The organism is Oribacterium sinus, assembly GCF_014202695.1.
Lineage (GTDB): Bacteria > Bacillota > Clostridia > Lachnospirales > Lachnospiraceae > Oribacterium > Oribacterium sinus.
The window spans coordinates 70,714-96,833 of record NZ_JACHHH010000004.1; the positions used below are offsets into that span (position 1 = coordinate 70,714).

Here is a 26,120-nt window from a genome sequence, read left to right on the forward strand (position 1 = left end):
TTCGTATTCTTTAAGAAATAAGACAGAAAAAGGCAATACTATATTCCCATCTATCTGTTAGTATGAAAATGTTCCTTGAATCGGAACAGTAGACATTTCTGCATTTGACCGTAAAGAAGTGGAAATACAGTAGGAGGACAACTATGAAAAAAGCGATTTTGATTACCATGGCAGGACTTATGATTTTTGCAGCAGGCTGTGGAAAGAAGGCAAGCCAGGAATCAAAGGCGGCAGCAGAGGAGCCCAGCTCTGAAGCATTATCGGAGAATAGTCTTAGTGCCAAGATACAGAAGATTGAAGAAGGAAAGTTAACGGTAGAAACCGGAGAAGGAAAGGTTTACACCTTTGACAGCAAGGGCGCGAAACTGGATTCTACTTGGGACCTGATGGCAGGAGACGAGGTGGAAATCGGCTATGAGGGCACAGAGCCTCAGGACGGCATGACAATTAAAACGGTAACCGTATCCGTTCCTTACGAGTTTACCACAGAGGACTTCAATGACGAGTCCAATCTCTACGGTGAAATCACCGCGGTGGACGACAAGAGCATTACCGTAAAGGAAATTCCCGACTTCCGTGAGGCGGCTACTCAGGGAGAGGATACAGAAGGCAAGAAGTACGGCGACACCTTCGTTTTCCAAAGACCGGCATTTGAGCTGGATCTTACAAAGGAAGGCTTGGGCGTTGGCAAGGAAATCAGCATTTACTACCTGGGAGATGTGAAGAACAATCCGTTGGCTTTCTACACCATTACCGAAGATGCGCTGGAAGAGGAAGAGGCCAACAACCTTCAGATTAAGGGAACCATCGAGAAGGTAGACGGGGATATCGTTACCTTAAAGTGCGATGACAGCCACAGCTTCCGTTTCACCACAGACGGTAACGCGGAGGTGAACAAGGCCGCTACGGAAAATGTTGGAAAGACCGTTGTGGTAACCTACAGCACCTCTCTTCGTGCCAGAGTTTCTGTAGCAGAGGGAATCAAGGCAGCAGAGTAAGGATTGGGGCTTTGCTGAAAGGGTTTTAAAAATGTTTAAAGCCCGGTCGAAAAAGAGATTGAAAAACAAAATTTAAACATGAAAATGAAAAAGGCAGCCGGAGGGAAGCAGAATTCTCTCCGGCTGCTTTTGGCTTATTCAAATACATCCTCATAGCTTTGAAATTCCGCTTTACCTTCAGCCACCAGCTGTGCTTCATAAAGCATAGCTTTTATGCAATTTGGAATTTCATTTTTAAGGGCATAAAATTGTTTCTCAAGCTCTTCTCCTGTGAAACCTTGTCGAAGCAAGTCGTCAAGAATTTCTTTGGAGAAATCCCAATTATCCTCTTTTTGCAAAGTAATCATAAGGAACTCCTTTTCGACTGTTAAGACTCACTATCATACATAATGGTAAAGGGGCCGTCGTTGATTAAAGCAACCTGCATATCCGCACCGAATTGCCCATGAGCAAGAGGTATTCCCTGCTCTTCCGCCTTTTTACAAAAATACTCATATAAGGCATTGGCATGGTCCGGGGCTCCCGCATTGATAAAGCTGGGGCGGTTTCCCCGACGGGTATCTGCATAGAGGGTGAACTGACTCACCACCAAAAGAGAGCCGGAAACATCCCGAATGGAAAGATTGGTTTTTCCATTTTCATCCTCAAAAAGACGGGCATCCAAAACCTTTTTCAGCATCTTATCCGCCACTTCCTCCGTATCGGTCTGGCTTACCCCAAGAAGGATCAAATAGCCCTTCTCAATGGCTCCGATGACATTTCCCGAGACGGAAACACTGGCTTCTTTCACTCTTTGTACTAAACAACGCATAAAACCTCCTTAGGCTATCTTAACGAAACTGCTTCTGACTTTCTTGATATTCAAAACCCGCCGCCTGTAATTTTTGGCAAAGCTCATCTTTATTCAGCTGTAAATCCAAGCACAAATCTTCTAAACTATTGTATTCATCCCTTAATTTCAGATTTATGAAACTAAGTAAGATAAAAGGATCTTTGGGGATATCCATGACTGCTCCTTTCTTTTGGGAGGGAAATGCTACCCTGATAAACGAAGACTATCATAGCATAAAAGAGGAGAAAAATGACGAGTAAACAAACCTGATTATTTGTTGTGGCATATTAAAATAAGAACAAAGAAATATTTATATAAACAAAAATTAGACATATTATATAGTAGAAAGATGCCATAGCGGAATTTTATAAGAGAAAAAGGTTAAAAATTTATAGGAAAATAGAAAAAATTATGATAATATGCCAGGAGATATACATATTAAAACAGGAGCAGATTGGAGATTGCTATGGGTAAGAAGAAAAAGCAAAAAGAGAAAAGAACAAAAATTAAAATCGAACCTATAAGTTTGGAGATATATGACCATAATGACAAATTAGTGCCCCGAATTGAAAGGCCAATAGATGCTCCTGACACAAAACATAATAAAGATAATATAGATATTGATAATAGTGCAGACAAGTTACAACAAAACGAAAAAAATGGATTTATCACAGGACTTAAAATATTAACAGATTTATTTCCCTTAATAAGCGGGATGATTATTGCTAGTATTGTAGTAGTTCAAATATTTTATGCAAATATTGCAGAACAGTATTATCATATTGAAAAGAGTTTATTTTTTACTGAAATAGTCTATGATAAGTTAATATATGTGGGTGGATTTGCCATTTTTAACTTGTTATTTCTCTTGTTGGCGATAGTTATGTATTATAATATCAAAAAGGAGATACCTCTATTTTTTTACATTATTGTATTTTTGATATCTTGTGTTGTTTTGTCTATTGGATTAGATGCATACGTAAAGAGTATATCCCAAGGAATATATCCTGGAGAAGACATCAATGGAATTACTTTATGTATTTTAAAGTATCCTTTGGTATTCATTTTTTTATTGTCTTTTTTGGGAACAGTTGGATTTTGGATTATGCTTGACAATATAGTATTGTCCCATATAGTACTGAAATTACAAACACTTATAAGTAGGATTAAGAGATTATGCAACAAGGATAAAAAAGCTAAAAAAACTGGTAAGGGGGAATGTAAACAATCTAAAATAATCACAATTATAGTAGCAATTATTTTTGTTATCTGTGTTTTATCTGCTGTAGCTGTTATTTGGGCTTGGCTGTGGAATTTTATTTTAGGAGGTGTATTTATTATTAATAAAGAAAGTTATTCCCAAAAGAAAACATACGAAATTGTACAAAATAATAATTATACTGAATTAACTGATACATCAGGACAAATCACTTCAGCCTCAAACATCCAAGTAGTCATTTTACACCGTGGCTCACAAGTGCTGTTAATGAATGGAGAAATAGATGGTAACGAAGTTATAAATCCTCAGGAAGATGTGTCATCCAGTAACTTGGTGATTGATACCAGCTCCTATGAATTTCAGGAAGCGAGTCAATACCGTTTTTATAGAAAAGAATTTAAAAATGTAACGACAAATGCTCCCGAAAATAATGACAAACAAGGAGAATAACCGTGTCCAATACAACATCGGCTTCAGCTTCCGCAACCCATGCTTCTGACCAGTACAATCAAATACAAACAAAGCAAGAACTGATGTCTATGCTATTGGAAGGAAAACTATCCGGAGAAAAGGAAGGATGGCTTTCTTCGGAAGAAGCAAAAATAATTCTACGTAAAAAGCAATAAACTATCTAAATTCGCAATATCTAATTCAACAAAATCCATCTATGCTTTCCTCATAAGCAAAGTTAACTGATACGAGAAAATGAGGAAAGACCATGGGCACAGGCAAGGGAAATGAGAACATTCCTTGGATTTATAGAGGCATAGATTTTCAGACTTTGGGAAAACAAATCAAAAAATATCGTGTGTTAAGAGGGCTTCGACAAAGCGATTTGGCGGAGCTCATTTTTAGTACGACAAATACCATTTCCAGAATAGAAATAGGCGGAATCGGTTGCAGTCTGGAGAATCTCTTACGCATTGCCGATGCCCTGCAGGTCAGCCCGGATGCCCTGCTCTTTGGAAATTTTAATCCCATGTACAGCCGCTTTTATCCCTATTTTTGGGATATGAAGGAAGAGATTTTGCGGAAAATGGAGGAGAACCTTTCTGACATTTTCAAGGAAATATCCTCAAAGGAACAACTGACCTTTGTAGAAAGAGATTTTCAGAAGTGGCTGAAAATGACGAAGCAGAGCCGGGAGGAAATGGAGGCACAGGCGAAGGAGCAGTCGGAAGAAGAGCTTCACTATTCGGTAGAGGATTATTTATTTTCCGCTACAAAGCTAGCGGATCCGGAAGAGAAAGTTGTGGAAGAGAATCCGGAGGAGAAAAAGACCAAGGCTCAGCTTCGGAAAGAGGAAAAGGCAAGACAACGAGAAAGTGCAAGAAAGGAAAAGCAACTTACGCAGGAAGAACAAAGGCAGAGAGTGCGGAAAGAGGCAGTGAGGAAAAAGAAGTAGCATAGGAAATCCATCGAGTTATACGGTGTTGAACTGGAAATTTAAAATCTATCGAGTTGAGAATTGAACCGGATTCAAAATCCATTGGGTTGAAAAAGTGAAATTCATCGAACTGGAAATTCAAAATTTATCGAACTGGAAATTTAGAATTCATCGAATTGGAAATTCAAAATCTCTCGAATTGAAAATATGAAATCTATCGAGTTGAAATTTACAAATCTCTCGAATTGAACTATAATCACAAGAGAAATTGTGGAGGTAGAGCATGAGGAGAGACTTATATCAGGTGAGAATTATTGATGATTCTGTAGAGACTTATTTAAAGACTTTTGGGGCGGTATGCATCGAAGGTCCGAAGTGGTGCGGAAAAACCTGGACTTCTGCCTACCATAGTCGAAGTGAGTTTTACTTGGCAGACCCTACAGGAAATTTTCAAAATAGAAAGCTGGCGGAACTGGATCCGTCTCTTGTTTTAGAGGGAGACGCTCCTCGCTTGTTGGACGAATGGCAGGAGGTTCCCTCCCTTTGGGATGCGGTTCGTTTTGCAGTGGATTTATCAAAGGAAAAGGGAAGATTTATTCTAACCGGTTCTGCGACACCGAATCAGAAGGGCATCCTGCACAGTGGGGCAGGACGAATTGCACGCCTGAGAATGCGGCCGATGTCTTTATTTGAAAGCGGAAAATCCAGTGGAAAGGTTTCCTTAAAGGGCATTTGCTCCGGAAGTCTGGAATCCCAACTTACCGGAGAAGTGCAGCTTAGTGATTTGATTGACTATATTATTCGTGGCGGTTGGCCGAATAATCAGGATTTGCCCTTGGAGCAAGCTGCTTTGCTGCCGAAGGAGTATATTTCTGCAATTCTAAATGATGATATAGAGCGTATAGACGGTGTAAAAAGAGACCGACACAAGATGGAACTGCTCCTTCGTTCTCTTGCCAGAAATGAAGCCACCACAGTGAGTAATAAAAAGCTGAAGGATGATATCAAAGACATTGACCATGAAGACATTGTGGTAGAGACTGTTGCAACCTATTTGGATATTTTAAACAGGCTCTTTCTGATTGATAATCAAAAACCTTACGGTGCAGAATTACGTTCCACAATACGGGTAAAGCAGGCGGAAAAACGGCATTTGGCTGACCCTTCTTTAGCATGCGCTTTACTCAATGCAAGTCCGGAAATGTTGAAAAATGACTTAAATACCTTGGGATTTTTATTTGAGGCTCTGTGTGAGAGAGACTTGAAGATTTATGCCGAATCCTTTGGCGCATCTCTATATCACTATCAGGATTATCGAAATCGGGAAATGGATGCGGTTATTGTTACCCCTGAGGGAGAGTGGTGTGGAATCGAAATCAAGCTGGGAGCGAATCAAATCGATGAAGCAGCCCAAAATCTCTTGAAGATTAAAGAGGAAATTTCGGCGGAAAATAAAGGCAAAGAGCCTAAAAGTCTGTGTGTGGTTTGCGGCCTTAGCAATGCCGCTTATCAAAGAGAAGATGGCGTATTTGTGGTGCCCTTAACAGCGCTGGGAGTTTGATTTTAGGTTTTTTCAAAAATTTGTTGACAAGAAGCTATCCATGTTGTAATATACCATTCGTGCCTTGAAAATTTTAAAGGTTATATGCGGGTGTAGTTCAATGGTAGAATGTCAGCCTTCCAAGCTGAACACGTGGGTTCGATTCCCATCACCCGCTTTTTTTGCCCAGATAGCTCAGTCGGTAGAGCAGAGGACTGAAAATCCTCGTGTCACTGGTTCGATTCCGGTTCTGGGCATTTGCCACACATGCGCGAGTGGTAGAGTGGTACTATGTCTCCTTGCCAAGGAGAAGGTCGCGGGTTCGATTCCCGTCTCGCGCTTGCTACCACCAATAGTGTTGGAAGTTACAAAAAAAGGGGCTTTGGAGAGGTCCTTTTTTTGTGCTTCTAGTTCGGGTTGAATAGTACATTTAAAATGTACTATTCAACTTAGATAGCAATGAATCCTTCTCTTCCAGGTCAAAGATGTATTTATAGGTTGTCTCTACATTTCGATGTCCTAGTAAGGATTGTATTGTTTTAACATTAAAGCCATAGTAGTTAAGCTTTGATGCGTAGGTTCTACGTAGTGCATGGGATGATTTTAAAGGACTGATACCTCGTATTTTTTGGTATTTATATAGCCTGTGATTTAGCATAGATGTGGTTATTAATTTACCATCCTGATAAAAAATATATTCTGATTTTTCCGATAGCTCCTTAATTACATCTAATACTTCCTGCGCTTTTTCCGGAATAGGAATAATTCTATCGCTTGAATCTTCCTGTCCACTACGTGCAGTTTTAGTATATTCAACCACTTTATAGCAATGATTACCATGAGCATCAATACTCTTTTCGTATTGCCGTTGGATATGAATTTTATTATCGCAAATATCACTCCATTTAATAGCAAGTAGTTCTCCAACACGTAATCCCATAAATAAATTGAATTGAATAGCAAGTGGGACAAAGCTCCCAGAATCTTTAAAATCTTTCTTGCACTCCTCTAATATAATAAATTCTTCATGTAAAAGAAAGACTTTTTTTCTTGCATTATTTCTTTTTTTAGCAAGAGTTCTGCTAGTTAATTTTATTTTATCTATGATATTTTCTGAAACATATTCATGAACGAGAGCTAAGTGAAAAACTCCTCTTAGAATGCTGCGTATATTGCTCCATTCTTGGGTTGTAAGCTTTGGAAAGTCTTTTATTAATGAATTAGCCCATTCTTCAATAATGGAGAGACTAATATCTTTTAACTCATATTCTATCCATTTTGAGTGTGCAATATATTTTTCATATCGTTGTTTGTGCCGGAGGATAGTAACGTCTTTTAGATTAGTTTTTTTGAGAGATTCTATCCACTCAGCATAACAATATTTAAATGTATGAATCATTTATTCTCTCCCTATAGATAATTCATTATATATATTATATATAATATTACTTACATTGTAAATATATTATATATATTTTATTTTAGATTTTATACTAAGTATATGATAGATAGATGAATATTGCTACTTTAATATATATTTAATCATGTTCACAAATTGTTCACAAAAATATCTCTTAAAAACAAATTAAAAAGTACTCTACAATGGCTTTTAATAAGACTTCGGCGAGTTCACTATTTTGTTCGCTTATGTTCTTTGCATTATGGTAAAATTCTACAATAGATAAGTTTGTATACATTTATATTATTATTGTGAAAGGATACAGACTATGGAAGAGCTGAATAGTACACTAAATGCTACAGAATCAACTCTAGAATCATTAAATCGGATTCTTACTGCTATACTCGAACGACTTATCCTAGAGTCAAAAAAAGAGCAAGATAAAAGTGTTTTAAATAGACTTAAATCCTATGCTGAGCAGGGTGGGAGGATATATTCGATTCCGATAAATCGCAAGTCACAAGAATTGTTTGAAAATTCTTTAAATACTGAACGTGTGCTCGCTTACAAATGTGAATCGGTTGAGGATCCAGGAAAATACCAGTACCTTGTAAGAGATTGTGATGTTAATAAATTGGTGCCATACATCAAAGAATCAATGTCTATATCGAATGACAATACTGGTCAAAAAGAAAAATTAAGAGACCATAAATATGTTGCCGATAAAAAGCTCGATGATGTTTTAACTAAAGCTGAGGCAAAACTTGCTGCGAAAGAAAAAGATAGGGCTTTAAGAAAAGCAAGAAATAATGATAAAAGAGGTAGGAAATATGAACGATAAATTCTCTTTAGATATGGTAAGTATTCGGCTTATAACAGATAAAAAGCTATACTCTGATACTGCACTTACTTCTCCTGAAAAAGCCGTGGATCTTATCGGGCAAGAAATTGCATCATTTGATCGAGAAGCTGTTGCTATAATTAATTGCTCTACAGCCCTTAAACCTATTAACGCTCATATTGTTTCGATTGGAAGTATAGATACATCCATTGTATCTCCAAGAGAAGTACTTAAAGCGGCTATTTTATCTAATGCTGCTGGTTTTATCCTTATGCACAACCATCCATCAGGTACTTTAAAACCATCAAAGCAAGACTTTATAATGACTGGAAATTTATTCTTTGCCGGTGAATTAATGAGTACTCACTTGATTGATCATATTATAGTTGGTTATAATAATGGAAAACTTGATTTTCATTCATTCACACAACATGACGAATTTAATATTGCTAAAGAAGCTTTCAAACAATCTAGTAGTTTTGCTAACTATTTTAGAGAGCCTTCTCAAAACAATATTGTTAAAGCATCTAAGAATCTTTCAGAGGTACTTTCTAAGTATAAAAGCAAAGAGCCACATCAAGCTTCTGGGAAAAAAGAACATATATAATATATTTACAATATAGAAAATATGTTATATTATATATATAACATATTGAACATATTTAAAAGAAAGGAGCTTAATATGGGAAAGGATTTACAAGATTATCCAAAGAATGAAAATGGTGAAACCCTTATGACAAAAAAAGAGTTAGTAGACTACTTTAATAGCAAGCCGGTGGATGAAGATATATATTTAAACATTTCTTTTTCTGATGAGAAGCAAACTTTTGATCAGGAATTCACACAAGAAGAAATAAGTAAGATATATAAATAGTTTCATCTAATTGAATTGGACGAATAGACTCGGTACTGGACTGAGTCTATTTTTATATTATAAGGAGGAAATAATGGCTAAGCTTAAAGAAAATGAAGAACAAAAAAACGCTCTTGAGAAAGTAAATATGAATATCAGGTATATTGACAGCTTACAAAAAGGATTGTGTAACCCCGTTATAAATATTGAGGTAGATAAAAAGATAAAGAGCCTGGCATTAGAAGAAACTATGAGAACATTTGTTATTAATAGCTTTATCAAATCATTGAAAAAAGATGTTAAAAGACTGTGTAAAAAATTCTCATTTGAGCTTGAGGAGGAAGATTTTAAAATTTTAAATTGTGATTCTTCAAAAGAGCAGCCTAATGAAATTGAAAGCCAGGGTGAAGTAAATTCAGAAGAAGTTTAATATTATATATACAATATTAAAGCGCAATGTAATATATTAGATATATGATAAAATAGGAGAATGTAAAAGAGAATATGAACTGTCCTCATGGAAGATCCACAAATATGTTACTGGGTGAAAATTTATCTATAACATATAATACTAATCCGTATAACAAAAAAAATATTCCTGCAAATGGATTGGGGTGGCTACATACATTAGTTATCGGTGGAACCGGAACAGGAAAATCCAGATATTATGTAAAGCCCAATATATACTCATTACCGACAGATCCGGTAACAGGAAAAGCAATATCTATGGTAATTACAGATCCGAAAGGAGAGCTGCTAAATGATTGTGGAACATTTCTAAAAGAACATGGGTATGAAGTTCGAGTATTTAATCTTTTTGAAATGAATAAAAGCGATTGTTATAATCCCTTTGCTTATATCAGAACTCAACAAGATATATCGGTTCTTGTTGGAGCAATTGTAGAAAATATGACAAATGGCAAAGATCAAGGAGATCATTGGTCTACTACAGCTACGTACGTATTAACTTCTATTTGTTCCTATGTGTACTATGAGATAGATTATAGCGAAGCTAACCTTTCTTCTGTTGTATCGCTTCTTGAAACCTGGTCGCCTACAGATGATAAGTCATCTATATATGATGCAATAATGGAAGATTTAGAAGAAGAAAAAGGATCTGATCATCCGGCTCTTATGTACTACCATAAAATAACAGCTCGGGGAGAAGAACTTGGATCTATATTATCTACTGCATCAAAATGTCTGGGCGTATTTGCGCAAAGATCTATACGAATCATGACAAATACAGATAGTATGGAGCTTGACAAAATTGGTGATCGTCCGTCTGCGCTCTTTGTAATAACTCCTCCTGATACGAAGGTGTTTAATTTTCTCGTATCTTTAATGTATTCTCAGCTGTTTACTGTATTAACAAGCAAGGCCAATAAGGAATACAAAGATTTCGGGCAGACTTTACCACATAAGGTTTGGATGATTCTTGATGAATTTGCTAACACGGGAAAGATACCAGAGTTTGATGTAAAAATCACTTTACTACGAAGTGTAGGAATATTTTGTTCCATCATTGTCCAGGCTCCGTCACAAATTGAAGCGCTGTACGAAAAAACAGCAGGAACAATAATGTCAAACTGTTCTATTACCCTTTTTTTAGGTTCTTCAGGAAATACTAGCAAGGATGATAGTGCTGCGAACTTTATATCTAAAAACTTAGATTATAAAACAATCAGAACAGAATCATATTCTATATCGTACCATAAAGGCGATAACACACCACAAATTAATACTTCCGTACAAGCACAAAAAAGAGAATTAATGACACCTTCGGAAGTAAAAAGAATGAAAAGTGATGAATGCATTATTTTACTAGGTGGACAATTTCCGATTCTGACAAAAAAGCGACAGCAACTTGAGTCTTGCATGAATTACGATATAGCAAAAGAAATTAAAGACTCTCACCCTTCTTTTGAAAGACACACAAAAGATACATATCGCCTGGGGCGCTCATATTCTGAAGGAATTAGGAAAATACAAGATAAAGCCCGGGCTGAAGAAATAGCCTTTAAAGAAGAATTTGAAAAGATTGATGAGATGGAAAGAATGGATAGTAAAAATGCTGCGCAGCTAAGAAATTCAGTGGTTCCGCTAGAAAAGACTCCAAATCTTAAAGGGGTTGGAGGAATTGTGCTGCAGGAAGAAATTTATAAGGAGGAGGAATTAGAACCAGTATGGTAAAGAAGAAAAAAATTAGCATATGGACTATTTCATATTTGATTATTCTTTTGTTAATGTCGCAGTGGTTTGCATCGCATCTTTCATTATGGGAAAGAAGTATAGGTAGCTTTGATATCTTACAATTATCTTCTGTAGTTAATTACTTTGGCATTGTTCCATTTATACCAAAAATATTTTTCAATATTTTTGCTTTAGAAAAAACATCTTATTTGATTGTTTATTCTTGTTTTTTTATCTATCAAGTCCTATCCAGCTTAAAGGTAGAAAGACCAAAAGGAGACAAAGCTACAAAAGGTATAGAATACGGATCAAATCACTTTATGTCTAAAGTTGAAATAGCGGAGTATAAAAAAGAAAGAATGACGAAGGACTTTCCCTATAGCAGGGATTGCCGGATAGATGCATTTTAAAAGAGAGGAAAAACAAATGAAAACAGTTAATGTAGTAAAGAAGATTAAAAGAGACATTGTTAGTAAAATTGAGAGATTTGTATTGATATTTTCCATAATTGGATTTAATCTATGTACAATAGTCTATGCGGAAGATAATAATGAAATTATCAAAGGAACTGTCACTGACATATTTAATTTTATACAGGTCGGATTTTTCATATCCGCCCTTATAACCGGATTGATGGCAGGCAAAAGCTATAGCGATTCTCAAACAAACGACGATCCCGGCGCGAATAAAGCCTTTAGAGGATTGGTTACATCTGCTTTGGTTCTTCTAGCTATAGCTATTGGTGTGACCGTATTTAGGGATAGAATCATCAAAATTATAATCAAGGAATAAAACATCAGGAGGTATTTATGATTACCTTAGCCATATATTTTGTAATATACTTAATTGTTGTATTAATTCCATATTTTTTTCTTTCTGATGTATCTAAGGCTTTATTTGGAATAGAATTTCCACAACCATCAATGGGACTATTGTTTCTGAGCTTTTTGTTTTTTCCCATTATTATAAAGCTATTAAAAATTTCATTCAAAATTTTAGTAGCTGCTATTACTTTTCTTCTTGCTGGCTTTATTTCAATTTTAACTTTTCCGCTTAAAGAAGATAATGTAAAATCAAGTGAAGTATTGGAGCTTAAAGAAGATGAAATACCCATTGAAATTAGAGATTCCGTTCTAGAATAAATGGATTAAGACTTTTTCCTGTTAAATGATAAAAATAGATTCTGCCTAGAAGCAGAATCTATTTTTATTTTCAAAAAAGGAGGTTTATGCTAAGAATTTTAGAAAATCTTTGTTTGTCATATAAAGACGAAATAAAAGGGCTGTATAGCACTAAGCAGCTTAGTCTTCATAAACATAGAACTTTTAAATCATCATTGATTTTAGCAGTTATAGTAAGTGCGTTAATTTTATTTGGAGTTCGTGCTATGACTTATGCTGCAGAAGATGATGCTAATTTTTTTGTCACTAGAGATGAGACAGAGGGAAGTATCATTAAACCGGTAGAGAATGATTCTACAGAGACTAAAGATGAACTTACAGGCGCAGAAAAATTTATTCAGAATACTATGCTGGGGACTATTCTTTCTACCGAGGAAGAAGATGCATTTATGGCTCCGGCTACTCTTTTAAAAAACTCATACGGCTACTTGAATTATGCCATGACAGGGGATGGTGGTGATACAACTATGGATGGTGCAGCTGATTTTGAAGGCCTTACCAATCTTGATTTTTATAAATACATACAAGGGTTTTCTCTAATACTTATGTTTACCCTGTTTTTTTATGAACAATCAGAAGAGTATATTGGAAATTTTGGAGACGTTTCTGTAGAAAAAATAATTCGGCCGTATTTAAAGTTAATTCTGGCCGTATTTTTTATATTTAATATTCAAAAACTACTTTCGGGATTTTTACTTTTATCCAAAGTGTTATGTGAAAGCATTTCTTTAAGTCTATCTTCCGGGCAAATTACTATAGTTGATCAATTAAAAGACCAGTTGACACAAGAAATGGGATTTAATAGGGGAAAAGGTCTTTTAAGTAATGTTAAAAATATTATACCATTTTTATCTGCAATAATTATGCTAGCTGGACCATATATAGTAGCTCAAATTACAAATGTTGGAATGTTTTTTGTGGCTTTCCGGAGACTGTTAGAGCTTGCATGCCTAACTTTGTTTGCTCCTTTTGCTTTTTTTGATATCTACAAAGGCGCAAATTCTCAAGCCCTTCGTTTTATAAGAGGTTATTTAGGGATATGTTTTCAGGCGGCTGCAATAATGGCAGTTTTAGCGGTTTCTTCCATAGCTTGTGGAGTTGTTTTTCAGCAATATTTTGGCTCTATTGATACAACAAAAGGTGCAGTAGATATATCAAAAGTAGCCTGGACAATGGTGGCAATTAAACTTGCTCAACTAACTACCGTAGGAGGAACAGCGCAAATAACAAGAAAAATATTTGGAGGGGACTAGGCATTATGGATTTTGATATGAAAGATTTTGAGGAACTTAAGCAAGATATAAACTTAACAAGGGATCAACTTGAAGACTTAAACAACTTGAGAAAAAACGTGCGTGAATTGCAGAGAATTCGTGATGAGGCTACAAAAGATATTGCAGAAATATATTCGCATTTATTAGACGAAGGCCTTTATACCGGGGAAGTCCTAACTGAGATTCAATGCTTTTTTCAAAACTTGGGTAAATCGAATTTAGCTGAAAATGATTCTAATGTGGAGGACAAATTAGATGGCAAGCAATAGTTTTGAATATGGAGTTCAAAACATTAAATATGATGGTCAGAGGACTTCTATTCCTAAAGAAATTAACAACGTCAAGGACAAATTGGTAGGGAATTTCTCCATTAGAGAATGTTTTTTTATAGTAACTGCCATAGTTGTTTTTTATTTTACTTTAAAGCTTTTTTCAGGTATTTCTTACTTAAAGGAATATAGTTTAATCATATCTGCAATATTGTCCCTTATTCCAATTGGCATAGGATTTTATAAGGTTAATGGATTTACTATGTCAGAATTGTTTTTATTTCTTAACGTGAATCTCAGGTTAAGTAGCCCTAGCCGTTATCCTACTATGAGAAATGAATATGAAAAGTTGGAGGCTATTCATTTTTCTAAGCAAAAGAAATTCAAGGAGAAATGGAGATTTCGCAGAAAGAAATTGAAATTTACCAAAGCAAGAGGGAGGTAATGATGTTTCCTTTTAAGAGAAAACATAAAATTAAACCGCTTAAAGGCTATGTTCCAGTAAAGGGATTTTATCAAGAACTGAATATATTACAAACAGATTCCGGGTTTAGTAAGTTATTTAAAATTAAAGAGATAGATGAACTATGTCAGAAGAAATATGAGGATAAGTTATTAGAATATTTCTTGCTTTTTCTAGAAAAGGTTAAAGGGAAAAAGTATAAAACCAAGCCATTCATTCAGATTTATTCACATGAAAAATCTACTTACATTTTATGTAATCTTGATATGAGGTATGTTGAAGATGCGGAACAGATATTTTTGGAATGTGAGGATCAAGGATTAAACGTGGTTCCTTTAACTGAATGGTTTTCGCTTATACAATCTCATTTTAGAATGATGGATAGGACAGATTCCTTTCAGATTGGAAAAAAATTCTATTTAAGAGACTTATCTCCTATGCCATCGGACATTGTTGAAAAAGAGAAGGATAATCTTTTTAAATCTTTATCTCTTAACAATAAATACGTGAAAACAGTTATGATAGATAGCTTTCCGGAAATCCTTTCTCATGCCTTTTTGACAGAAATCTTAAAACTAGGGACAACAATATCTATATTTTGCAATGCAGTAGATGAAGAAGTTTGTATTGCTGAGCTAAAAAAAGGTTCTTTATCTCTCCCTGAAGAGAAAGTCACTATATTACAAAAAGAGCTGGAAACAAAATCTTTATATAATCTGCAGATATATATTAGTATAGTCGGAGAATGCGAAGAGGATGTAAAAAAACAATTTATGGCATTAAAGGAAATGGCAGCATCTTTTGCAGTTAAGATTAATAGTTTAAATACGCAGCAAACTAAAGCTTTTTGTTCTTCAAGCCCTTTGGGGAAAAATTATATATCTTCTTTTAAAGCAATTAGCAAGGAAAGAATTCTTTCTTTTTTTCCATTTTCTTATATTCAGCACTACGAAAAAGGCGTTTATTATGGAAAAGATGAATATGGAAGAAAGATTTACTTTGACAGGATGTCTACCAAGCTAAATGGATTTTTATTATCCTCCAATCGCAGCACACTGCTAAGAACTATTAAAGAAGAATGTAAATACTTCTTGCAAAATGGAAAGAGAGTAGAAATTTATACAACACAAGAGATTTCTGAGTTGGGAGAATTTTCTTCTATTCAATATCCTGGAACTTTATTTTCCGGAGTGCAGGAAGTAGATAGAGAAATTCTTCGGTATGTTACAAGAAAGATTTTTGGTTTTCAAGGTCAAATAAAGCGAGAGCATAAAGAGATTTTTAACAGAATAATTGATGGATTAGATAATATTTCATTTTCTGCTTTTAAAGAAAGACTTAAAGACGAATCTATTACCTTATACAAAAGAATTGAATTTCTTTCTCTTCAAAGTGAGGTTATAGGAAATTCTAACGTAGATGCGGTGGTACGCATTATTGGAGCAAAATCTCAATCAAGTTATGAGAAAGTTGCAAGAATGTTTTCTGCTATCGCAGATTCTAAAGCAGATGCCGTTTATATATTAGACGGAGAAGAGCTTGTCGGAACCAATCTTCCGGATATTTTCTTTAAGAAAGATTTTTTATTATCGATCTGTTCTTTAAGAAGTAGAGATACCAATGGAAACAAAAAAATGCTGGATTCAACGAATTTTTCTCATCATATAAAGGCTGCACCTTTTTTCCAAATTGGATATTTAGACAGTCAAGATAGAGTGGCTTTAAACCGTGTTTTTTCCTTTAACAAAAAGCAGAAGATGAGTATTAACGATCCGTCTGAAAATACCGGGATTTATCGCTTTCAAGATTTTATAAAGACATACTATAATACCGGGAAAGGAGATTGAGTTGAACAAGTCATTAAAGAAAGAGCTTTTACACATTCCACATTTTAGCATTACAGATAGTATTCCAATGCGTAGTATATCTGAGGATGGAATTATTGAAGTACGAAAAGGTCTTTATTCTAAGACCTATAAAATGCAGGATATAAATTTCAATCTAGCAAAATTAGAGGATAAAGTAGATATCTATATGAATTGGAGAGAAGCTTTATCCTCTTTTGATATTGATAATAGAGTTCAAATCACGATTATCAATAGAATTCTAGAAAGTGATTCTATGATTAAAGATGTGCTATTACAAGAAGCTGGAGACGGATATGATGATTTCCGAGAGGAGTATAATGAAATAATCCGGGATAATGTCCACAAGGAAAAAAATGTACTTAGAGAAAAGTATATTACGATTACGGAAGAAAAGGATTCATTAGAAGATGCTATAAATGAATATAATTCGGTTGAAGAAAATATTTTTTCTCCACTTGAAAAGATGCACGTTTATCTAAATTCATTGGACAGAACGGAAAGATTAACTTTACTAAGAAGTCTTTATAATCCGGATTCAGACCAGGATATAGAGGAAATATCGGTAAATGGAGAAGCTATCTCTGCTTTTAATTTAAATAATTTATATGGCCAAGGCCTAGATATTAAAACGTATGTTGCTCCTTCATCTATGGAATTTTTTTCTAATTATTTTAAAATTGGAGATAAATTTGGAGCCTGCCTTTCTGTCCTTTCTTATCCTTCAGCTATCCCAGACAAATTTCTTACTGAGCTTTCTGAGAGAAAATTTGACTGTATAGTGAGTTTTAATCTTAAGAAGATAGATAAAGCTACATCTTACAAAATGGTGAAAAACAAGCTTCTCAATATTGAGGGTGATGCTGCAGCTATGCAATCAAAAACCTTTTTTATTCCATATACCACAAAAAGAGATTTGGATAATACAGAAGAAATGCTTGACGATCTTTCATCTAGAGATCAAGACTTATGGGAAGTACAATTCCATATTACAGTTTTTGCAAATACATTAACTGAAGTGAAAAAACACATTGATACGATTAGAGATAGGTGTCGTTCAAAGGGGGTTGGTTGCCAAAGAGCATCTACGAATGTAGAGCAAGTTTTCAACTCTTGTCTTCCTTTTGGACAAGACCAAAGCGGAAGAAAAAGAACACTAACAACTGAGGCTATTGCAGGATTTATCCCTTTTTCTGCTCAAGATCTTAGACAAAAGCTTTCCGGAATTTATCGTCCACAATATTTTGGCATTAACAAAGCCACAAAATCCTTGATTTCATATAGTCGATCTTCCGGAGATTCTTACAATATGTTAAGACTAGGATTTACCGGTTCCGGAAAGTCTATGTTTACGAAATTCCAGCAGCTTTCAAATTTTCTTCTAGATCCTGGAGCAGACATTATTTGTATAGATCCGATGGGGGAATATGGAACATTATGCAAAGCATTAGGCGGTCAAGTTATTCATATTACGGGATCTGGTAAAGATAGGATTAATCCCTTTGATATTAATAACTTGTACTCCATCAGCGATAACGTTGATCCAATTGCGAATAAAATAGACTTTATTACTTCCATGGTATCCGTTATGTTTGGCTCTCACACAATTTTATCTTCTTTGCAGCAAACAGAAATTACTCAAGCGGGGAAGAAGATATTTGATGAGTGGAAATATAGCCAAAAAGAAGAAGACATTCCTACTATGGAGGATTTTTATAATGCTCTTATGGAAGTACCGCCAACAACCTTAGATATGGGACAAACCTACGAATTGCAAAAAACAGTTGAAAGATACACACAAAGAGGAACGGATATTTTATTTTCAGAAAAAACAAATATTGATTTAAAAAATCGCTTTGTTGTATTTGATTTGGTAGGCTTAGGAGACAATCTGAAAGAACTAGCCATGCTAGTTATTCTGGAGTACATATATCAAAGAGCTTGTGCTAATGCAAAGCAGAAAAAAATAACTATTTTGGACATTGATGAAGTGCATCTATTCTTTAAATCAGAGTTGGTGTCACAATACTTCTCAAAAATATGGAAAGTTGGTAGGCATATTTTGCTTTATACTTGTGGTATAACGCAGAACGTAACCAATCTTCTAAATTCTGAATCCGGAAGAGATATGATTAAGAACACTGCGTTTGTCCAGCTATTAAAGCAGCACCCTCAGGATGCGATAAGGTTTGGAGAACTACTGAACCTTTCAAAGACAGAACTTGATTATTGCCACAACAGTCAGCCTGGGCATGGACTTTTATCTATTGCTGCTTCGCAAGAATATCCGGTTACTTCAGTTATACCTTTTAAGAATATAATCTCTAAAGAATCGCCAATATATAAATTAATATCAACAAAAATTATTAGAGATGAAATTTAAAATCTTAGAGAGGCAAATACAATGCCTCTCTTTTATTGCAATTTCTTTTTTTGAAAAGGGGTTCTTAGTTAAGGAATGGAGGGAAAATGGCAGCTGATAAGAATTTACAGAATGGGAATAAAGTCACTTTAGATTATCACGGGAGAACATCTGTGGATTCTATGGTAGAATCTGCCCTGAAATCTCCTACTACTGTCGTAAAAGCAAGTGCAGAAGAGTCTTACGAAAGTGCAAATGATTTTCATAAAAAAACTAAGGATATCCAGGAGATTATTGGTGCTGTTGGCAATATAGGTGAGACTAATTTTTTAATTAAAGAATTACAGAAAGAAAGTAATCGTTATATTGCTTCAGAGGTTTTTTTCAAAGGGGATGGTAAATATCTATCCATTGAAAATTACATGAAAGACCAGGAGGCATTAGGAGTATATAAAGGCTATACTAGGGGAATTGATAGAGCTTATTCTGAGCTAATCAACAATCCAGAGCGTTTTTATATGAGAGGATCTAATTCAATTGATGAAAAAAAACTTTTAGTATTTATCCAAAACAAAGATGTAAATGGAACTCCTTTTAATTCCGGATTCCGGAAGAGAGCAGATAGGGCAACGGAATTTATCGAGCTGCATGGACTAGAAGAAAAGATGCGTGAAGCCAAGGGTATTTTTTCACACTCTCAACTAAAAATCCTTCAGAATAATAATCAGATTTTTAGATTTAAAAGCCTTAAAGATTTTGAAGCAGCTCAGGGAATTATTGATACGTATCTTCTTCACAATTTAAATAATACAAATCTTCACATTCTTGGGGCAGCAAAGAAGGAATTAGGGGATTTACCTTTAGCTTTAAAAAAAGGAGGAATTAATCTCGAAATTCTTAAGCGCATGAGGGAAAAAGATATTAAAAAGGCAATAAAATCCTTTGAGGCACTTGGACAAACAGATATTGTTTCTATATTTCGAGCTAAATCCTTATTATCTCATAGCTCGAAGAAAATGAAGGGTTTAGTACAACATAATGCCGTTGGATCTGCTTTAAATATATTAGGAGTCAATCAATTAATGTCTATGGAAGGTGCTGAGGGGCTATCCTATTTAAAAACCTCTTCATCCATAGCGCTTACAAGTGGCCGAATTCTAAAGGGATCAGCTTCAATAGCCGCAGCTACCGGAAGAAATATTTTAAAAGAAACCCCTCTTGGTGAATTGAAGAATCCTTTTTCCGGAGCTTCAGAAAAGATTTTGGGCGGTGTGAGTGATCGTCTGAATCACTCCTTTGCCGGTAATACTATTCGTTTATTGAAGAAAGTCAATGTTGATATTACGTATCAAGCCAGACAGAATTTTTTTCTTCGCCTTTTTGGAAAGCTAAAACAGCAGCTTGGGAAAGCATTTCATTTTTTTACTTCTCCTATACGACTGTTATCCCAATCTGTTAATTTTTTCAAGAAGAAAATTATTATGCCCATAATTTGTATCTTCGGCCTATTTATGTTTTTCATCTTAATTATTGCAAATTCCGGAGGTGGTGGAGGCGCCACTGCATCTAGTGCTGTGAGCGTTATTTTGTCTGACAAAGAGCAACTGGAAGAATTTCAGACTACTTATGATGCTCTAGACAGTAGTTTTTCTTCACAAATATCCGGAATTATTAATGGGTATGCTCATACGACTAATTTAAAGGGAGAGCAAATTCACTTTGGAATTAATGAGCCGGATGAATATAAAAATGGAGTGTTTCAAAAGTTTTTTTATGATGGTAATGCTACGCAAGGTATTTCCAGTAATATAGGAGATTGTATTTCTTGCTTAGTGGTTATGATGCAAAATAATCAATCGCAGCATAGAGAAGAGGCGAAAGAATTATTAACAGCACTTTATAAATCAACTCATAGCTACTCGACTTCAGAATCAGCTTTATATCCTGGAACTAAAGGCTGCAGAGATGCAACATATTTTTGCAATGAAAATAAACCGCAAGTAGATTTAGATTCTTCTCAAGTAACAAAATATTGGTCTACTGATTTAAAGTATAATCCCTGGCTCTATGGCAATCTTTATTCACCAACTAAAGACCAGGAGTGTGAGGTTTGCCGGGCAAAAGGGGATATCCCTTATTCAGGCTATGCAGGCTGCACTGTCACTGGAACATGTTACCATGGAGATGGTGGAAATATGGGACGTAGCTATGGAACTTGCTCTCATTATCAGGCCGTATATTCTTGTCCTGGCCATGAGTATGAAGATAGAACTGGTCATATTAGAATAAGATATTGTGCTGGACCACTTGGATGTGAAGGTTATTATGAGTGTCTAGGCCATAACCATTATGGATGCCCTGGCCATAATACTTATACAGATGGATCTCCTCTAAAAGTATGCTTTGGCCATACGGATTTAAATATGAACGTAAATATTGCATCTCAAGTAAGAATATTCCAAATTGGTGCAGTTCCTGTGTCTGAAGATAATTCAAATTCTACTGCTACACTTATTTATGGTATGAAGGAAGAGGACTTTAATAAACTGTCTGCAGAAGAGCAGGAAAAAGTAGCAGAAGAGTGGTCTAAGAAAGAAGAATCTGCACTAGAGGAGAATGGAACAGAGTAAAGAACAAGGAAATTCCTTGTTCTTTTTTTAAAGGGGAATAGATGATTTGTAGATTTAAGATAAGTGGAATTTTAAAATATAAAAGAATATTTTATGTAGTTTTTCTTCTTTGTCTAATAACTATAGCATTCTCTTTTCGACTTTACTCATTAGCTGCATCTGCAGAGGAAGATGAAATCTGGATGGGATTTGTGCAATATGAGTCTGGAGCTGAAGGAGGAAGAAGCGCCGGATCCGACTATAGTCATGCATATGGAATTGCGCAATTTGATGATCGTTATGATCTTTGGGGATTTGTTGGTAGAGTGTTAGCTGAAGACGAACAGAAATATGCTGCATTTAAAGAGCTGCATAATAAGTACAGCAATACTAAGAGTTTGATCTCTGCAAATTCAGCAGATACGGCAGCCATGGTGAGTGCCTGGCATTCAGTTTACGATGCTGATCCTGAAGGATTTACCAAAAGACAGATTGAAGAGTTTATCTCAAAATACTATCCTCCATGTGTTTCCGGAATGAGTAAACAAGGAATTGATATATCTGATACAGAAAAATATTCTCCGGTTCTTCGAGGCACTTTGCTTAGTATATCAATCTGGGCTGGGAGCAGCGGTGTTCAAAAGGTTATTCAGAAATTGAAATCTTCAATGTCAGAAGAAGAAATGCTTAATATATGCTACTCGCCTTCTACATCTGAGCTTAAAGGGACTAAAACAAAATACTTAAATGGATTTAGGAATCGCTGGGAAAAAGGGCAAAGAAATTCAGCCATTCAGGATTTAGCCAAGTGGAAAAATGGAGAGTCTATAGCCACTTCAAGTGCAGGAGATTTAGGATCTATGCTTCAAGGGGCTGGAATTTTATATGGCATTGATGGTGGTTCTTATACGGATTATGTAAAAGCTTTTATAGATAGTCATGAAGAGTTAATGATTGGATTTAAAGAATCCGGAGGATGGAATTCAGCCAATCAAGAATGGGCAAAAGCCTTACTGACTGAAAGTGACTGGTACAACGACTATGGAATTACATTTACTTCCCTTTCTACGACCTTATCTAGTGGCACTGCTTCAGGATTAGAAATTGCTGGAATTATTGCAGAAAATTACCTTGTGCCGGATAATGGCGGTAACAATCCAGTTGTTTATTTCTCTCAGAGTGGAGGACAGCCCTGGTCAAGTGTACCCTTCGGAGGAGGCAATATTTCCTCTTCAGGTTGTTCGGTAACATCGTTATCCATGGTTCTATCTTATCTAAAGAGTGGTACAGATAAGAGTGGATGGATTTATCCTTCAGATGTTGTGCAAAAAATTATTGAAAAAACAGGGAACTATAATCACTTTTACGCTGGAGAAGCTGGACAAGGGTGGGGAATATTTCCTGCCGTAGCCGGATATTATGGCACGAAGTGTAAAACAATTTCTTCATCTAAAATTACTGAAGAGCTTGCAAGTGGACATCCGGTTATAATGAGCTGCAAGCCTTCAGAATTTACCAATGGAGGGCATTTTATTGTTCTTACAGGAGTTACGGACGATGGATATATTGTAGTTAATGATCCTAATTCCTCTCATCGTGACAAAAGTAGCAGAAAGTACACACAATCTTATCTTTCCTCTGTTGGAAAACAGTGGTGGTCATTTAGTGAATAGTAAATTTATAATATATTAAATATATACATTATAGGAGTAATATGGATAAATTTAGAAAGTTCTGTATTATGGCTTTGATATTAAGCCAACAATTCATATTTTTATCTTTAGGTGGGCAAGAAAAAGGAGGAGATAATGCTTTTAATCAGTATATGAGTACCTTTCCCACCAATGAAAATGGAGAATATGTTAATGAAGATGGAGAAGTATTAGATTGGGATTTTTCAGGATTTAGTGGAGAGGATTCAGCTGGTCTTGAAAATCAAAATACAGCTTCTGAAAATCAAGAAACCATGTCATTTTCTGAAGCTGTTCAAAATCAGCAAATTATCGAAAGTGCCAAAGCTTCTGATGCCTCAGATACTCCTTCTGAAGTAGGAACTATAACGATATTTTTTTATGATAATCCGGATTTTGACTGGTCAAGAAATAACATCAAAGTAGTCCTATGGAGAAATAAAAACCAAAAAGAAGAAATATATCTATACAAGCAAAATGATTTTTATACAACAAAATCTATTCCCATAGGAGAATATACTTTTGAAAAAGGCGAGAGTCTTGATAAGGACTTTTTCTTTTCTAGTGATACCGGGAGTTTCGAAATAAGCCAGGATAAGCCTACTATGATTGAACTTCATTTTGGTAAATCCGTTCCGGAAATCACACTTTCAGAAGAATTGAATGGTTTGCAAGAAAGCCAGGAGAATTTAATCTTACAAAAGAATACAAAGCTGCAGAATCAGCAAAGAAAAATGAGCTATAAAATCAGGATATTTATATTTGTATGTATTGTGTTACTATTTGGCCTTACCTTTATATTTATTAGAGCAGAAAGAAAGAAGATGAAAGAAAGAGAGGGATTGATAGATTAAGTGATTATATCAATATCATTCTAGAAAAAATACTAATTATTGTTTCCTGGAGAGGTAATGGTAACGTCCTTGAAATGAAGCGTTTTTTTGCGTTAAACTTATAGACCGAAAAAGGATTTAGCATTTAGAAGTATTATGTTTCCTGTTTCGGTAGAAGGAACATAACGCAAAAAATAAGTGTGTCAATGGTTTCCCGTAAGGGTTGAGGAAAATAGGGAGTATTTTCCGAGACCATTGACACACGAAAAGCATTATAATGTTTATTGTCCTTTTATTTTATCGTATTCAATCAATTTTTCTTCGTTTTCTTTTATATATTGTTCTATTAGATTTCCAATTACTTCACTGGCACTTTGGCGATCTACATAAGCTATTTTTTTTAAGTCATTGTAGGAACTAGGATATACAGTAATAGCAACAGTTTTCTTGCGCTCCTGGCTAAGTCGTGGACGTCCGACTTTTTTTTCCTGGGGCGTTTCTTCTTTTGTCTCCTCCTCTATTGAGTCATTTAATCCCACTATTGATTTAAAAGCAGATTCCGGATCAAATTTAGCTCGTTTCTTTTCCATTATTTACATCCTTTCAAGAATTCATCTATAAAATCTTTATAGTCTTCAGACACCGTGGATTTATGTGCATAGTTAAATATATCCATTTTATTGGCCTGTGCCTCTTCGATAGCCACTGCAGTTCTTATATATGTTTTATATATAGGTGCAGATATGTATTTACTTAGCTGTTCGGTTAATTCCTTTATTTGCTTACTTATATTTGCCCTAGGATTGAATCTGGTAAATAGAATTCCAGTAATCTTTAAAGCTGCATTACAATACTTTTGTACGCTTTTTACAGTGATATTTAATTGATTTATCCCTGTTGTCGCAAAGATTCCGGCTGTTGTAGGAATAATAATATCTGTTGCTGCAGTAAAAGCATTTACAGTCAGAATTCCTAAAGATGGTGGTGTGTCTATAATTATAAAGTCATACTTTTTCTTCACTGACTCTATAGATTCTTTTAAGCGATATTCTTTTCCTGTTTGAGATAGCTCTTGCTCTGCTCCGGCCAACATAATATTTGATGGTATAATATCAAATCCACTCTTCAGAGATTGAATTGTATCAGTAATATCGGAGTCTCCTCTCATTAACTCATATATTGTTGATACATCCAAGTTTTCTGCTCCACAAGCAGCGGAAAAATTTCCCTGTGGATCCATATCTATTCCCAGAACTTTAAATCCTTTTTGAGCAAGTCCAGCACACATAGCATGAGAAGTGGTTGTTTTTCCGACTCCACCTTTTTGATTAGCTATCGCAATAATCTGCATTTCTTCCTCCCAATTATCTGCTTTATTATTTAAGGGTTCTTGATTTATTATGTTCTTTACTAGTTAATTCGCTTTGTCGTTTTTTGCCTCGTTCTATCACTTCCTTTAGCGTGGGTTTCCTTTTTTCTTCATTTATTTGATCTAATTTAGGAATGTCTTTAATTACTTGATTAAGCCAGTTTGTTTCTTTCTTTTCTATAATTTGTCCTTTATCATAAAGTGCTATAGTTTCGAATTTTTTAGAGTTATCAAAAAACTCGATATAGTCACATAAAGGAATTACTTCTTTTAGCGTTGATAAAGAAGTGTCGTATCTTCTTCGTATATCTCCTTCGTCTATTCCGTGACCACCTTCTTTAACTCTATTTGATACTCTCTTTATTGCTAGCTCCGGAGACTCCAGCCCTACATAACACATCTGAACTGAAAATCCTTTTTCTTTAGCTGCTTTTATCGTGTTGATTATAGAATGGCCTGCAAGAGTGGTTTCTTGATTAAAGGATTTTCCCTCTTCTATGCAGCTTTTTATCTTTTCAACAGCAATCCGCATAGCTCTGAATTGTGCCTTTGTATCTCTCCAATCCCATCCACTTTGAGTTATAATTTCATCAGAATTTATACGGATTCCAATGTCCTTTCCATCAAATAATTTATATAAAGTGGATTTTCCGGCTCCATTTACTCCGGCAAATATTGTATATTTTTTAGTTTCTTCCATTTTTTAGATCTCTTTCTCTTAAAAGTTCATCTTGTTTTTGCTGCAGAAAAAAATCAGATACCATCATGTAAAAGGATTGCTCCTCAGTATTTTCAAGCTCAATATTTCTATTGAGTAATGAGTGTTTAGGATTCATTACTTCCTGGCATTGAGAATACAAGCTGTGTACTTGTGTTTTGAATTGCTTCAATTCTTCCTGTGTCATAATTTTTTTCCTTTCGTTTAACTATCTATAATATATA

Annotated in this window: 29 protein-coding genes and 3 tRNA genes; 24 read left to right on the forward strand and 8 right to left on the reverse strand. The window is 35.1% G+C overall.

What is annotated here, in order from left to right; translation table 11 throughout:
- Window positions 1-143 precede the first annotated feature (143 nt).
- Window positions 144-998, forward strand: coding sequence for a hypothetical protein (locus HNQ46_RS04795; RefSeq protein ID WP_183683494.1), 855 nt, complete (start codon window positions 144-146; stop codon window positions 996-998).
- 134 nt (window positions 999-1,132) lie between these two features.
- Here HNQ46_RS04795 and HNQ46_RS04800 read toward each other — a convergent pair whose 3' ends face one another.
- The 3 genes from HNQ46_RS04800 to HNQ46_RS04810 are packed head-to-tail and all read right to left on the reverse strand — an operon-like array spanning window position 1,133 to window position 2,005.
- Window positions 1,133-1,345, reverse strand: coding sequence for a hypothetical protein (locus tag HNQ46_RS04800; protein WP_183683496.1), 213 nt, complete (start codon window positions 1,343-1,345; stop codon window positions 1,133-1,135).
- Between the two features lie 20 nt (window positions 1,346-1,365).
- On the reverse strand, window positions 1,366-1,809 hold the full coding sequence (gene dtd / locus HNQ46_RS04805) for a D-aminoacyl-tRNA deacylase (RefSeq protein ID WP_183683498.1): 444 nt from the start codon (window positions 1,807-1,809) through the stop codon (window positions 1,366-1,368).
- A 19-nt stretch (window positions 1,810-1,828) separates the two neighbouring features.
- Window positions 1,829-2,005 carry a DUF4250 domain-containing protein gene (locus tag HNQ46_RS04810; protein ID WP_007158254.1) on the reverse strand — a complete coding sequence of 59 codons (177 nt, stop codon included), beginning with the start codon at window positions 2,003-2,005 and terminating at the stop codon, window positions 1,829-1,831.
- 291 nt (window positions 2,006-2,296) lie between these two features.
- On the opposite strand from HNQ46_RS04810, the gene HNQ46_RS04815 reads away from it, so the two are divergent.
- The 7 genes from HNQ46_RS04815 to HNQ46_RS04845 all read left to right on the forward strand — a co-directional run bounded on the left by HNQ46_RS04815 (window position 2,297) and on the right by HNQ46_RS04845 (window position 6,317).
- Window positions 2,297-3,499, forward strand: a complete 1,203-nt coding sequence (locus HNQ46_RS04815) for a hypothetical protein (protein WP_183683500.1) — start codon at window positions 2,297-2,299, stop codon at window positions 3,497-3,499.
- Between the two features lie 2 nt (window positions 3,500-3,501).
- Window positions 3,502-3,675 carry a hypothetical protein gene (locus HNQ46_RS04820; protein ID WP_183683502.1) on the forward strand — a complete coding sequence of 58 codons (174 nt, stop codon included), beginning with the start codon at window positions 3,502-3,504 and terminating at the stop codon, window positions 3,673-3,675.
- A 92-nt stretch (window positions 3,676-3,767) separates the two neighbouring features.
- Window positions 3,768-4,454, forward strand: a complete 687-nt coding sequence (locus tag HNQ46_RS04825; protein ID WP_183683504.1) for a helix-turn-helix domain-containing protein — start codon at window positions 3,768-3,770, stop codon at window positions 4,452-4,454.
- Window positions 4,455-4,719: 265 nt separating this feature from the next.
- Window positions 4,720-5,997, forward strand: a complete 1,278-nt coding sequence (locus tag HNQ46_RS04830; RefSeq protein ID WP_183683506.1) for an ATP-binding protein — start codon at window positions 4,720-4,722, stop codon at window positions 5,995-5,997.
- An 86-nt stretch (window positions 5,998-6,083) separates the two neighbouring features.
- Window positions 6,084-6,154: transfer RNA gene (locus HNQ46_RS04835), tRNA-Gly, on the forward strand.
- A 6-nt stretch (window positions 6,155-6,160) separates the two neighbouring features.
- Window positions 6,161-6,233, forward strand: a tRNA-Phe gene (locus HNQ46_RS04840).
- A gap of 12 nt (window positions 6,234-6,245) precedes the next feature.
- Window positions 6,246-6,317 (forward strand) — tRNA-Gly (locus HNQ46_RS04845).
- Between the two features lie 89 nt (window positions 6,318-6,406).
- On the opposite strand, the gene HNQ46_RS04850 is transcribed toward HNQ46_RS04845, so the two are convergent.
- Window positions 6,407-7,375: a tyrosine-type recombinase/integrase gene (locus HNQ46_RS04850; RefSeq protein ID WP_183683508.1), complete on the reverse strand. Its 969-nt coding sequence runs from the start codon at window positions 7,373-7,375 to the stop codon at window positions 6,407-6,409.
- 328 nt (window positions 7,376-7,703) lie between these two features.
- Here HNQ46_RS04850 and HNQ46_RS04855 point away from each other — a divergent pair, with 328 nt between their 5' ends.
- The 16 genes from HNQ46_RS04855 (at window position 7,704) to HNQ46_RS04930 (ending at window position 23,830) form a co-directional block, all read left to right on the forward strand.
- Window positions 7,704-8,216 carry a hypothetical protein gene (locus HNQ46_RS04855; protein ID WP_183683509.1) on the forward strand — a complete coding sequence of 171 codons (513 nt, stop codon included), beginning with the start codon at window positions 7,704-7,706 and terminating at the stop codon, window positions 8,214-8,216.
- Window positions 8,206-8,823, forward strand: a complete 618-nt coding sequence (locus tag HNQ46_RS04860; protein WP_183683511.1) for a JAB domain-containing protein — start codon at window positions 8,206-8,208, stop codon at window positions 8,821-8,823. The genes HNQ46_RS04855 and HNQ46_RS04860 overlap by 11 nt, the downstream gene beginning before the upstream one ends.
- Before the next feature lie 75 nt (window positions 8,824-8,898).
- On the forward strand, window positions 8,899-9,090 hold the full coding sequence (locus HNQ46_RS04865; RefSeq protein ID WP_183683513.1) for a hypothetical protein: 192 nt from the start codon (window positions 8,899-8,901) through the stop codon (window positions 9,088-9,090).
- Between the two features lie 73 nt (window positions 9,091-9,163).
- A complete protein-coding gene (locus HNQ46_RS04870; protein ID WP_183683514.1) occupies window positions 9,164-9,499 on the forward strand; it encodes a hypothetical protein in 336 nt (111 codons plus the stop codon).
- 104 nt (window positions 9,500-9,603) lie between these two features.
- Window positions 9,604-11,262 carry a VirD4-like conjugal transfer protein, CD1115 family gene (locus tag HNQ46_RS04875; protein WP_183683516.1) on the forward strand — a complete coding sequence of 553 codons (1,659 nt, stop codon included), beginning with the start codon at window positions 9,604-9,606 and terminating at the stop codon, window positions 11,260-11,262.
- Window positions 11,256-11,672 carry a hypothetical protein gene (locus tag HNQ46_RS04880; RefSeq protein WP_183683518.1) on the forward strand — a complete coding sequence of 139 codons (417 nt, stop codon included), beginning with the start codon at window positions 11,256-11,258 and terminating at the stop codon, window positions 11,670-11,672. The genes HNQ46_RS04875 and HNQ46_RS04880 overlap by 7 nt, the downstream gene beginning before the upstream one ends.
- A gap of 16 nt (window positions 11,673-11,688) precedes the next feature.
- Window positions 11,689-12,054 carry a hypothetical protein gene (locus HNQ46_RS04885; RefSeq protein ID WP_183683520.1) on the forward strand — a complete coding sequence of 122 codons (366 nt, stop codon included), beginning with the start codon at window positions 11,689-11,691 and terminating at the stop codon, window positions 12,052-12,054.
- Between the two features lie 17 nt (window positions 12,055-12,071).
- The gene (locus HNQ46_RS04890) at window positions 12,072-12,404 is read left to right on the forward strand and encodes a hypothetical protein (RefSeq protein WP_183683521.1); all 333 of its coding nucleotides are present in this window, start codon (window positions 12,072-12,074) and stop codon (window positions 12,402-12,404) included.
- 86 nt (window positions 12,405-12,490) lie between these two features.
- Window positions 12,491-13,696 (forward strand): hypothetical protein, encoded by a 1,206-nt coding sequence (locus tag HNQ46_RS04895; RefSeq protein ID WP_183683522.1) that lies wholly within the window; start codon window positions 12,491-12,493, stop codon window positions 13,694-13,696.
- A 5-nt stretch (window positions 13,697-13,701) separates the two neighbouring features.
- Window positions 13,702-13,986, forward strand: coding sequence for a hypothetical protein (locus tag HNQ46_RS04900; protein ID WP_183683523.1), 285 nt, complete (start codon window positions 13,702-13,704; stop codon window positions 13,984-13,986).
- Complete coding sequence (locus tag HNQ46_RS04905) at window positions 13,973-14,431, forward strand: PrgI family protein (protein WP_183683524.1); 459 nt, start codon at window positions 13,973-13,975, stop codon at window positions 14,429-14,431. The genes HNQ46_RS04900 and HNQ46_RS04905 overlap by 14 nt, the downstream gene beginning before the upstream one ends.
- A 2-nt stretch (window positions 14,432-14,433) precedes the next feature.
- On the forward strand, window positions 14,434-16,296 hold the full coding sequence (locus HNQ46_RS04910; RefSeq protein ID WP_183683525.1) for a hypothetical protein: 1,863 nt from the start codon (window positions 14,434-14,436) through the stop codon (window positions 16,294-16,296).
- A gap of 1 nt (window position 16,297) precedes the next feature.
- Entirely contained in the window at window positions 16,298-18,697 is a 2,400-nt protein-coding gene (locus tag HNQ46_RS04915; protein ID WP_183683526.1) for a VirB4-like conjugal transfer ATPase, CD1110 family, read from the forward strand.
- A gap of 86 nt (window positions 18,698-18,783) precedes the next feature.
- Window positions 18,784-21,306, forward strand: coding sequence for a hypothetical protein (locus tag HNQ46_RS04920; protein WP_183683527.1), 2,523 nt, complete (start codon window positions 18,784-18,786; stop codon window positions 21,304-21,306).
- Window positions 21,307-21,347: 41 nt separating this feature from the next.
- Window positions 21,348-22,958: a C39 family peptidase gene (locus HNQ46_RS04925; protein WP_183683528.1), complete on the forward strand. Its 1,611-nt coding sequence runs from the start codon at window positions 21,348-21,350 to the stop codon at window positions 22,956-22,958.
- 41 nt (window positions 22,959-22,999) lie between these two features.
- Complete coding sequence (locus HNQ46_RS04930; RefSeq protein WP_183683529.1) at window positions 23,000-23,830, forward strand: hypothetical protein; 831 nt, start codon at window positions 23,000-23,002, stop codon at window positions 23,828-23,830.
- A gap of 260 nt (window positions 23,831-24,090) precedes the next feature.
- On the opposite strand, the gene HNQ46_RS04935 is transcribed toward HNQ46_RS04930, so the two are convergent.
- Genes HNQ46_RS04935 through HNQ46_RS04950 form a run of 4 tightly spaced genes read right to left on the reverse strand, consistent with a single transcriptional unit; the run spans window position 24,091 to window position 26,083 of the window.
- On the reverse strand, window positions 24,091-24,399 hold the full coding sequence (locus HNQ46_RS04935; RefSeq protein WP_183683530.1) for a hypothetical protein: 309 nt from the start codon (window positions 24,397-24,399) through the stop codon (window positions 24,091-24,093).
- Window positions 24,399-25,160 (reverse strand): ParA family protein, encoded by a 762-nt coding sequence (locus tag HNQ46_RS04940; RefSeq protein ID WP_183683531.1) that lies wholly within the window; start codon window positions 25,158-25,160, stop codon window positions 24,399-24,401. The genes HNQ46_RS04935 and HNQ46_RS04940 overlap by 1 nt, the downstream gene beginning before the upstream one ends.
- A gap of 25 nt (window positions 25,161-25,185) precedes the next feature.
- Window positions 25,186-25,878: a zeta toxin family protein gene (locus HNQ46_RS04945; RefSeq protein WP_183683533.1), complete on the reverse strand. Its 693-nt coding sequence runs from the start codon at window positions 25,876-25,878 to the stop codon at window positions 25,186-25,188.
- Complete coding sequence (locus HNQ46_RS04950; RefSeq protein WP_183683535.1) at window positions 25,865-26,083, reverse strand: hypothetical protein; 219 nt, start codon at window positions 26,081-26,083, stop codon at window positions 25,865-25,867. Before HNQ46_RS04950 ends, HNQ46_RS04945 begins: the two co-directional genes overlap by 14 nt.
- Window positions 26,084-26,120: the final 37 nt, after the last annotated feature.

Excerpts from the sequence above, each read along its gene's own strand:
- HNQ46_RS04865 (WP_183683513.1), top strand. The coding sequence starts at position 8,899 with ATGGGAAAGGATTTACAAGATTATCCAAAGAATGAAAATGGTGAAACC.
- HNQ46_RS04880 (WP_183683518.1), top strand. The coding sequence starts at position 11,256 with ATGGTAAAGAAGAAAAAAATTAGCATATGGACTATTTCATATTTGATT.
- HNQ46_RS04885 (WP_183683520.1), top strand. The coding sequence starts at position 11,689 with ATGAAAACAGTTAATGTAGTAAAGAAGATTAAAAGAGACATTGTTAGT.
- HNQ46_RS04895 (WP_183683522.1), top strand. The coding sequence starts at position 12,491 with ATGCTAAGAATTTTAGAAAATCTTTGTTTGTCATATAAAGACGAAATA.
- HNQ46_RS04795 (WP_183683494.1), top strand. The coding sequence starts at position 144 with ATGAAAAAAGCGATTTTGATTACCATGGCAGGACTTATGATTTTTGCA.
- HNQ46_RS04890 (WP_183683521.1), top strand. The coding sequence starts at position 12,072 with ATGATTACCTTAGCCATATATTTTGTAATATACTTAATTGTTGTATTA.
- HNQ46_RS04950 (WP_183683535.1), bottom strand. The coding sequence starts at position 26,083 with ATGACACAGGAAGAATTGAAGCAATTCAAAACACAAGTACACAGCTTG.
- HNQ46_RS04850 (WP_183683508.1), bottom strand. The coding sequence starts at position 7,375 with ATGATTCATACATTTAAATATTGTTATGCTGAGTGGATAGAATCTCTC.
- HNQ46_RS04870 (WP_183683514.1), top strand. The coding sequence starts at position 9,164 with ATGGCTAAGCTTAAAGAAAATGAAGAACAAAAAAACGCTCTTGAGAAA.
- HNQ46_RS04815 (WP_183683500.1), top strand. The coding sequence starts at position 2,297 with ATGGGTAAGAAGAAAAAGCAAAAAGAGAAAAGAACAAAAATTAAAATC.
- HNQ46_RS04860 (WP_183683511.1), top strand. The coding sequence starts at position 8,206 with ATGAACGATAAATTCTCTTTAGATATGGTAAGTATTCGGCTTATAACA.
- HNQ46_RS04940 (WP_183683531.1), bottom strand. The coding sequence starts at position 25,160 with ATGCAGATTATTGCGATAGCTAATCAAAAAGGTGGAGTCGGAAAAACA.
- dtd (WP_183683498.1), bottom strand. The coding sequence starts at position 1,809 with ATGCGTTGTTTAGTACAAAGAGTGAAAGAAGCCAGTGTTTCCGTCTCG.
- HNQ46_RS04825 (WP_183683504.1), top strand. The coding sequence starts at position 3,768 with ATGGGCACAGGCAAGGGAAATGAGAACATTCCTTGGATTTATAGAGGC.
- HNQ46_RS04945 (WP_183683533.1), bottom strand. The coding sequence starts at position 25,878 with ATGGAAGAAACTAAAAAATATACAATATTTGCCGGAGTAAATGGAGCC.
- HNQ46_RS04920 (WP_183683527.1), top strand. The coding sequence starts at position 18,784 with ATGGCAGCTGATAAGAATTTACAGAATGGGAATAAAGTCACTTTAGAT.
- HNQ46_RS04830 (WP_183683506.1), top strand. The coding sequence starts at position 4,720 with ATGAGGAGAGACTTATATCAGGTGAGAATTATTGATGATTCTGTAGAG.
- HNQ46_RS04905 (WP_183683524.1), top strand. The coding sequence starts at position 13,973 with ATGGCAAGCAATAGTTTTGAATATGGAGTTCAAAACATTAAATATGAT.
- HNQ46_RS04930 (WP_183683529.1), top strand. The coding sequence starts at position 23,000 with ATGGATAAATTTAGAAAGTTCTGTATTATGGCTTTGATATTAAGCCAA.
- HNQ46_RS04925 (WP_183683528.1), top strand. The coding sequence starts at position 21,348 with ATGATTTGTAGATTTAAGATAAGTGGAATTTTAAAATATAAAAGAATA.
- HNQ46_RS04910 (WP_183683525.1), top strand. The coding sequence starts at position 14,434 with ATGTTTCCTTTTAAGAGAAAACATAAAATTAAACCGCTTAAAGGCTAT.
- HNQ46_RS04900 (WP_183683523.1), top strand. The coding sequence starts at position 13,702 with ATGGATTTTGATATGAAAGATTTTGAGGAACTTAAGCAAGATATAAAC.
- HNQ46_RS04855 (WP_183683509.1), top strand. The coding sequence starts at position 7,704 with ATGGAAGAGCTGAATAGTACACTAAATGCTACAGAATCAACTCTAGAA.
- HNQ46_RS04800 (WP_183683496.1), bottom strand. The coding sequence starts at position 1,345 with ATGATTACTTTGCAAAAAGAGGATAATTGGGATTTCTCCAAAGAAATT.
- HNQ46_RS04875 (WP_183683516.1), top strand. The coding sequence starts at position 9,604 with ATGTTACTGGGTGAAAATTTATCTATAACATATAATACTAATCCGTAT.
- HNQ46_RS04935 (WP_183683530.1), bottom strand. The coding sequence starts at position 24,399 with ATGGAAAAGAAACGAGCTAAATTTGATCCGGAATCTGCTTTTAAATCA.
- HNQ46_RS04810 (WP_007158254.1), bottom strand. The coding sequence starts at position 2,005 with ATGGATATCCCCAAAGATCCTTTTATCTTACTTAGTTTCATAAATCTG.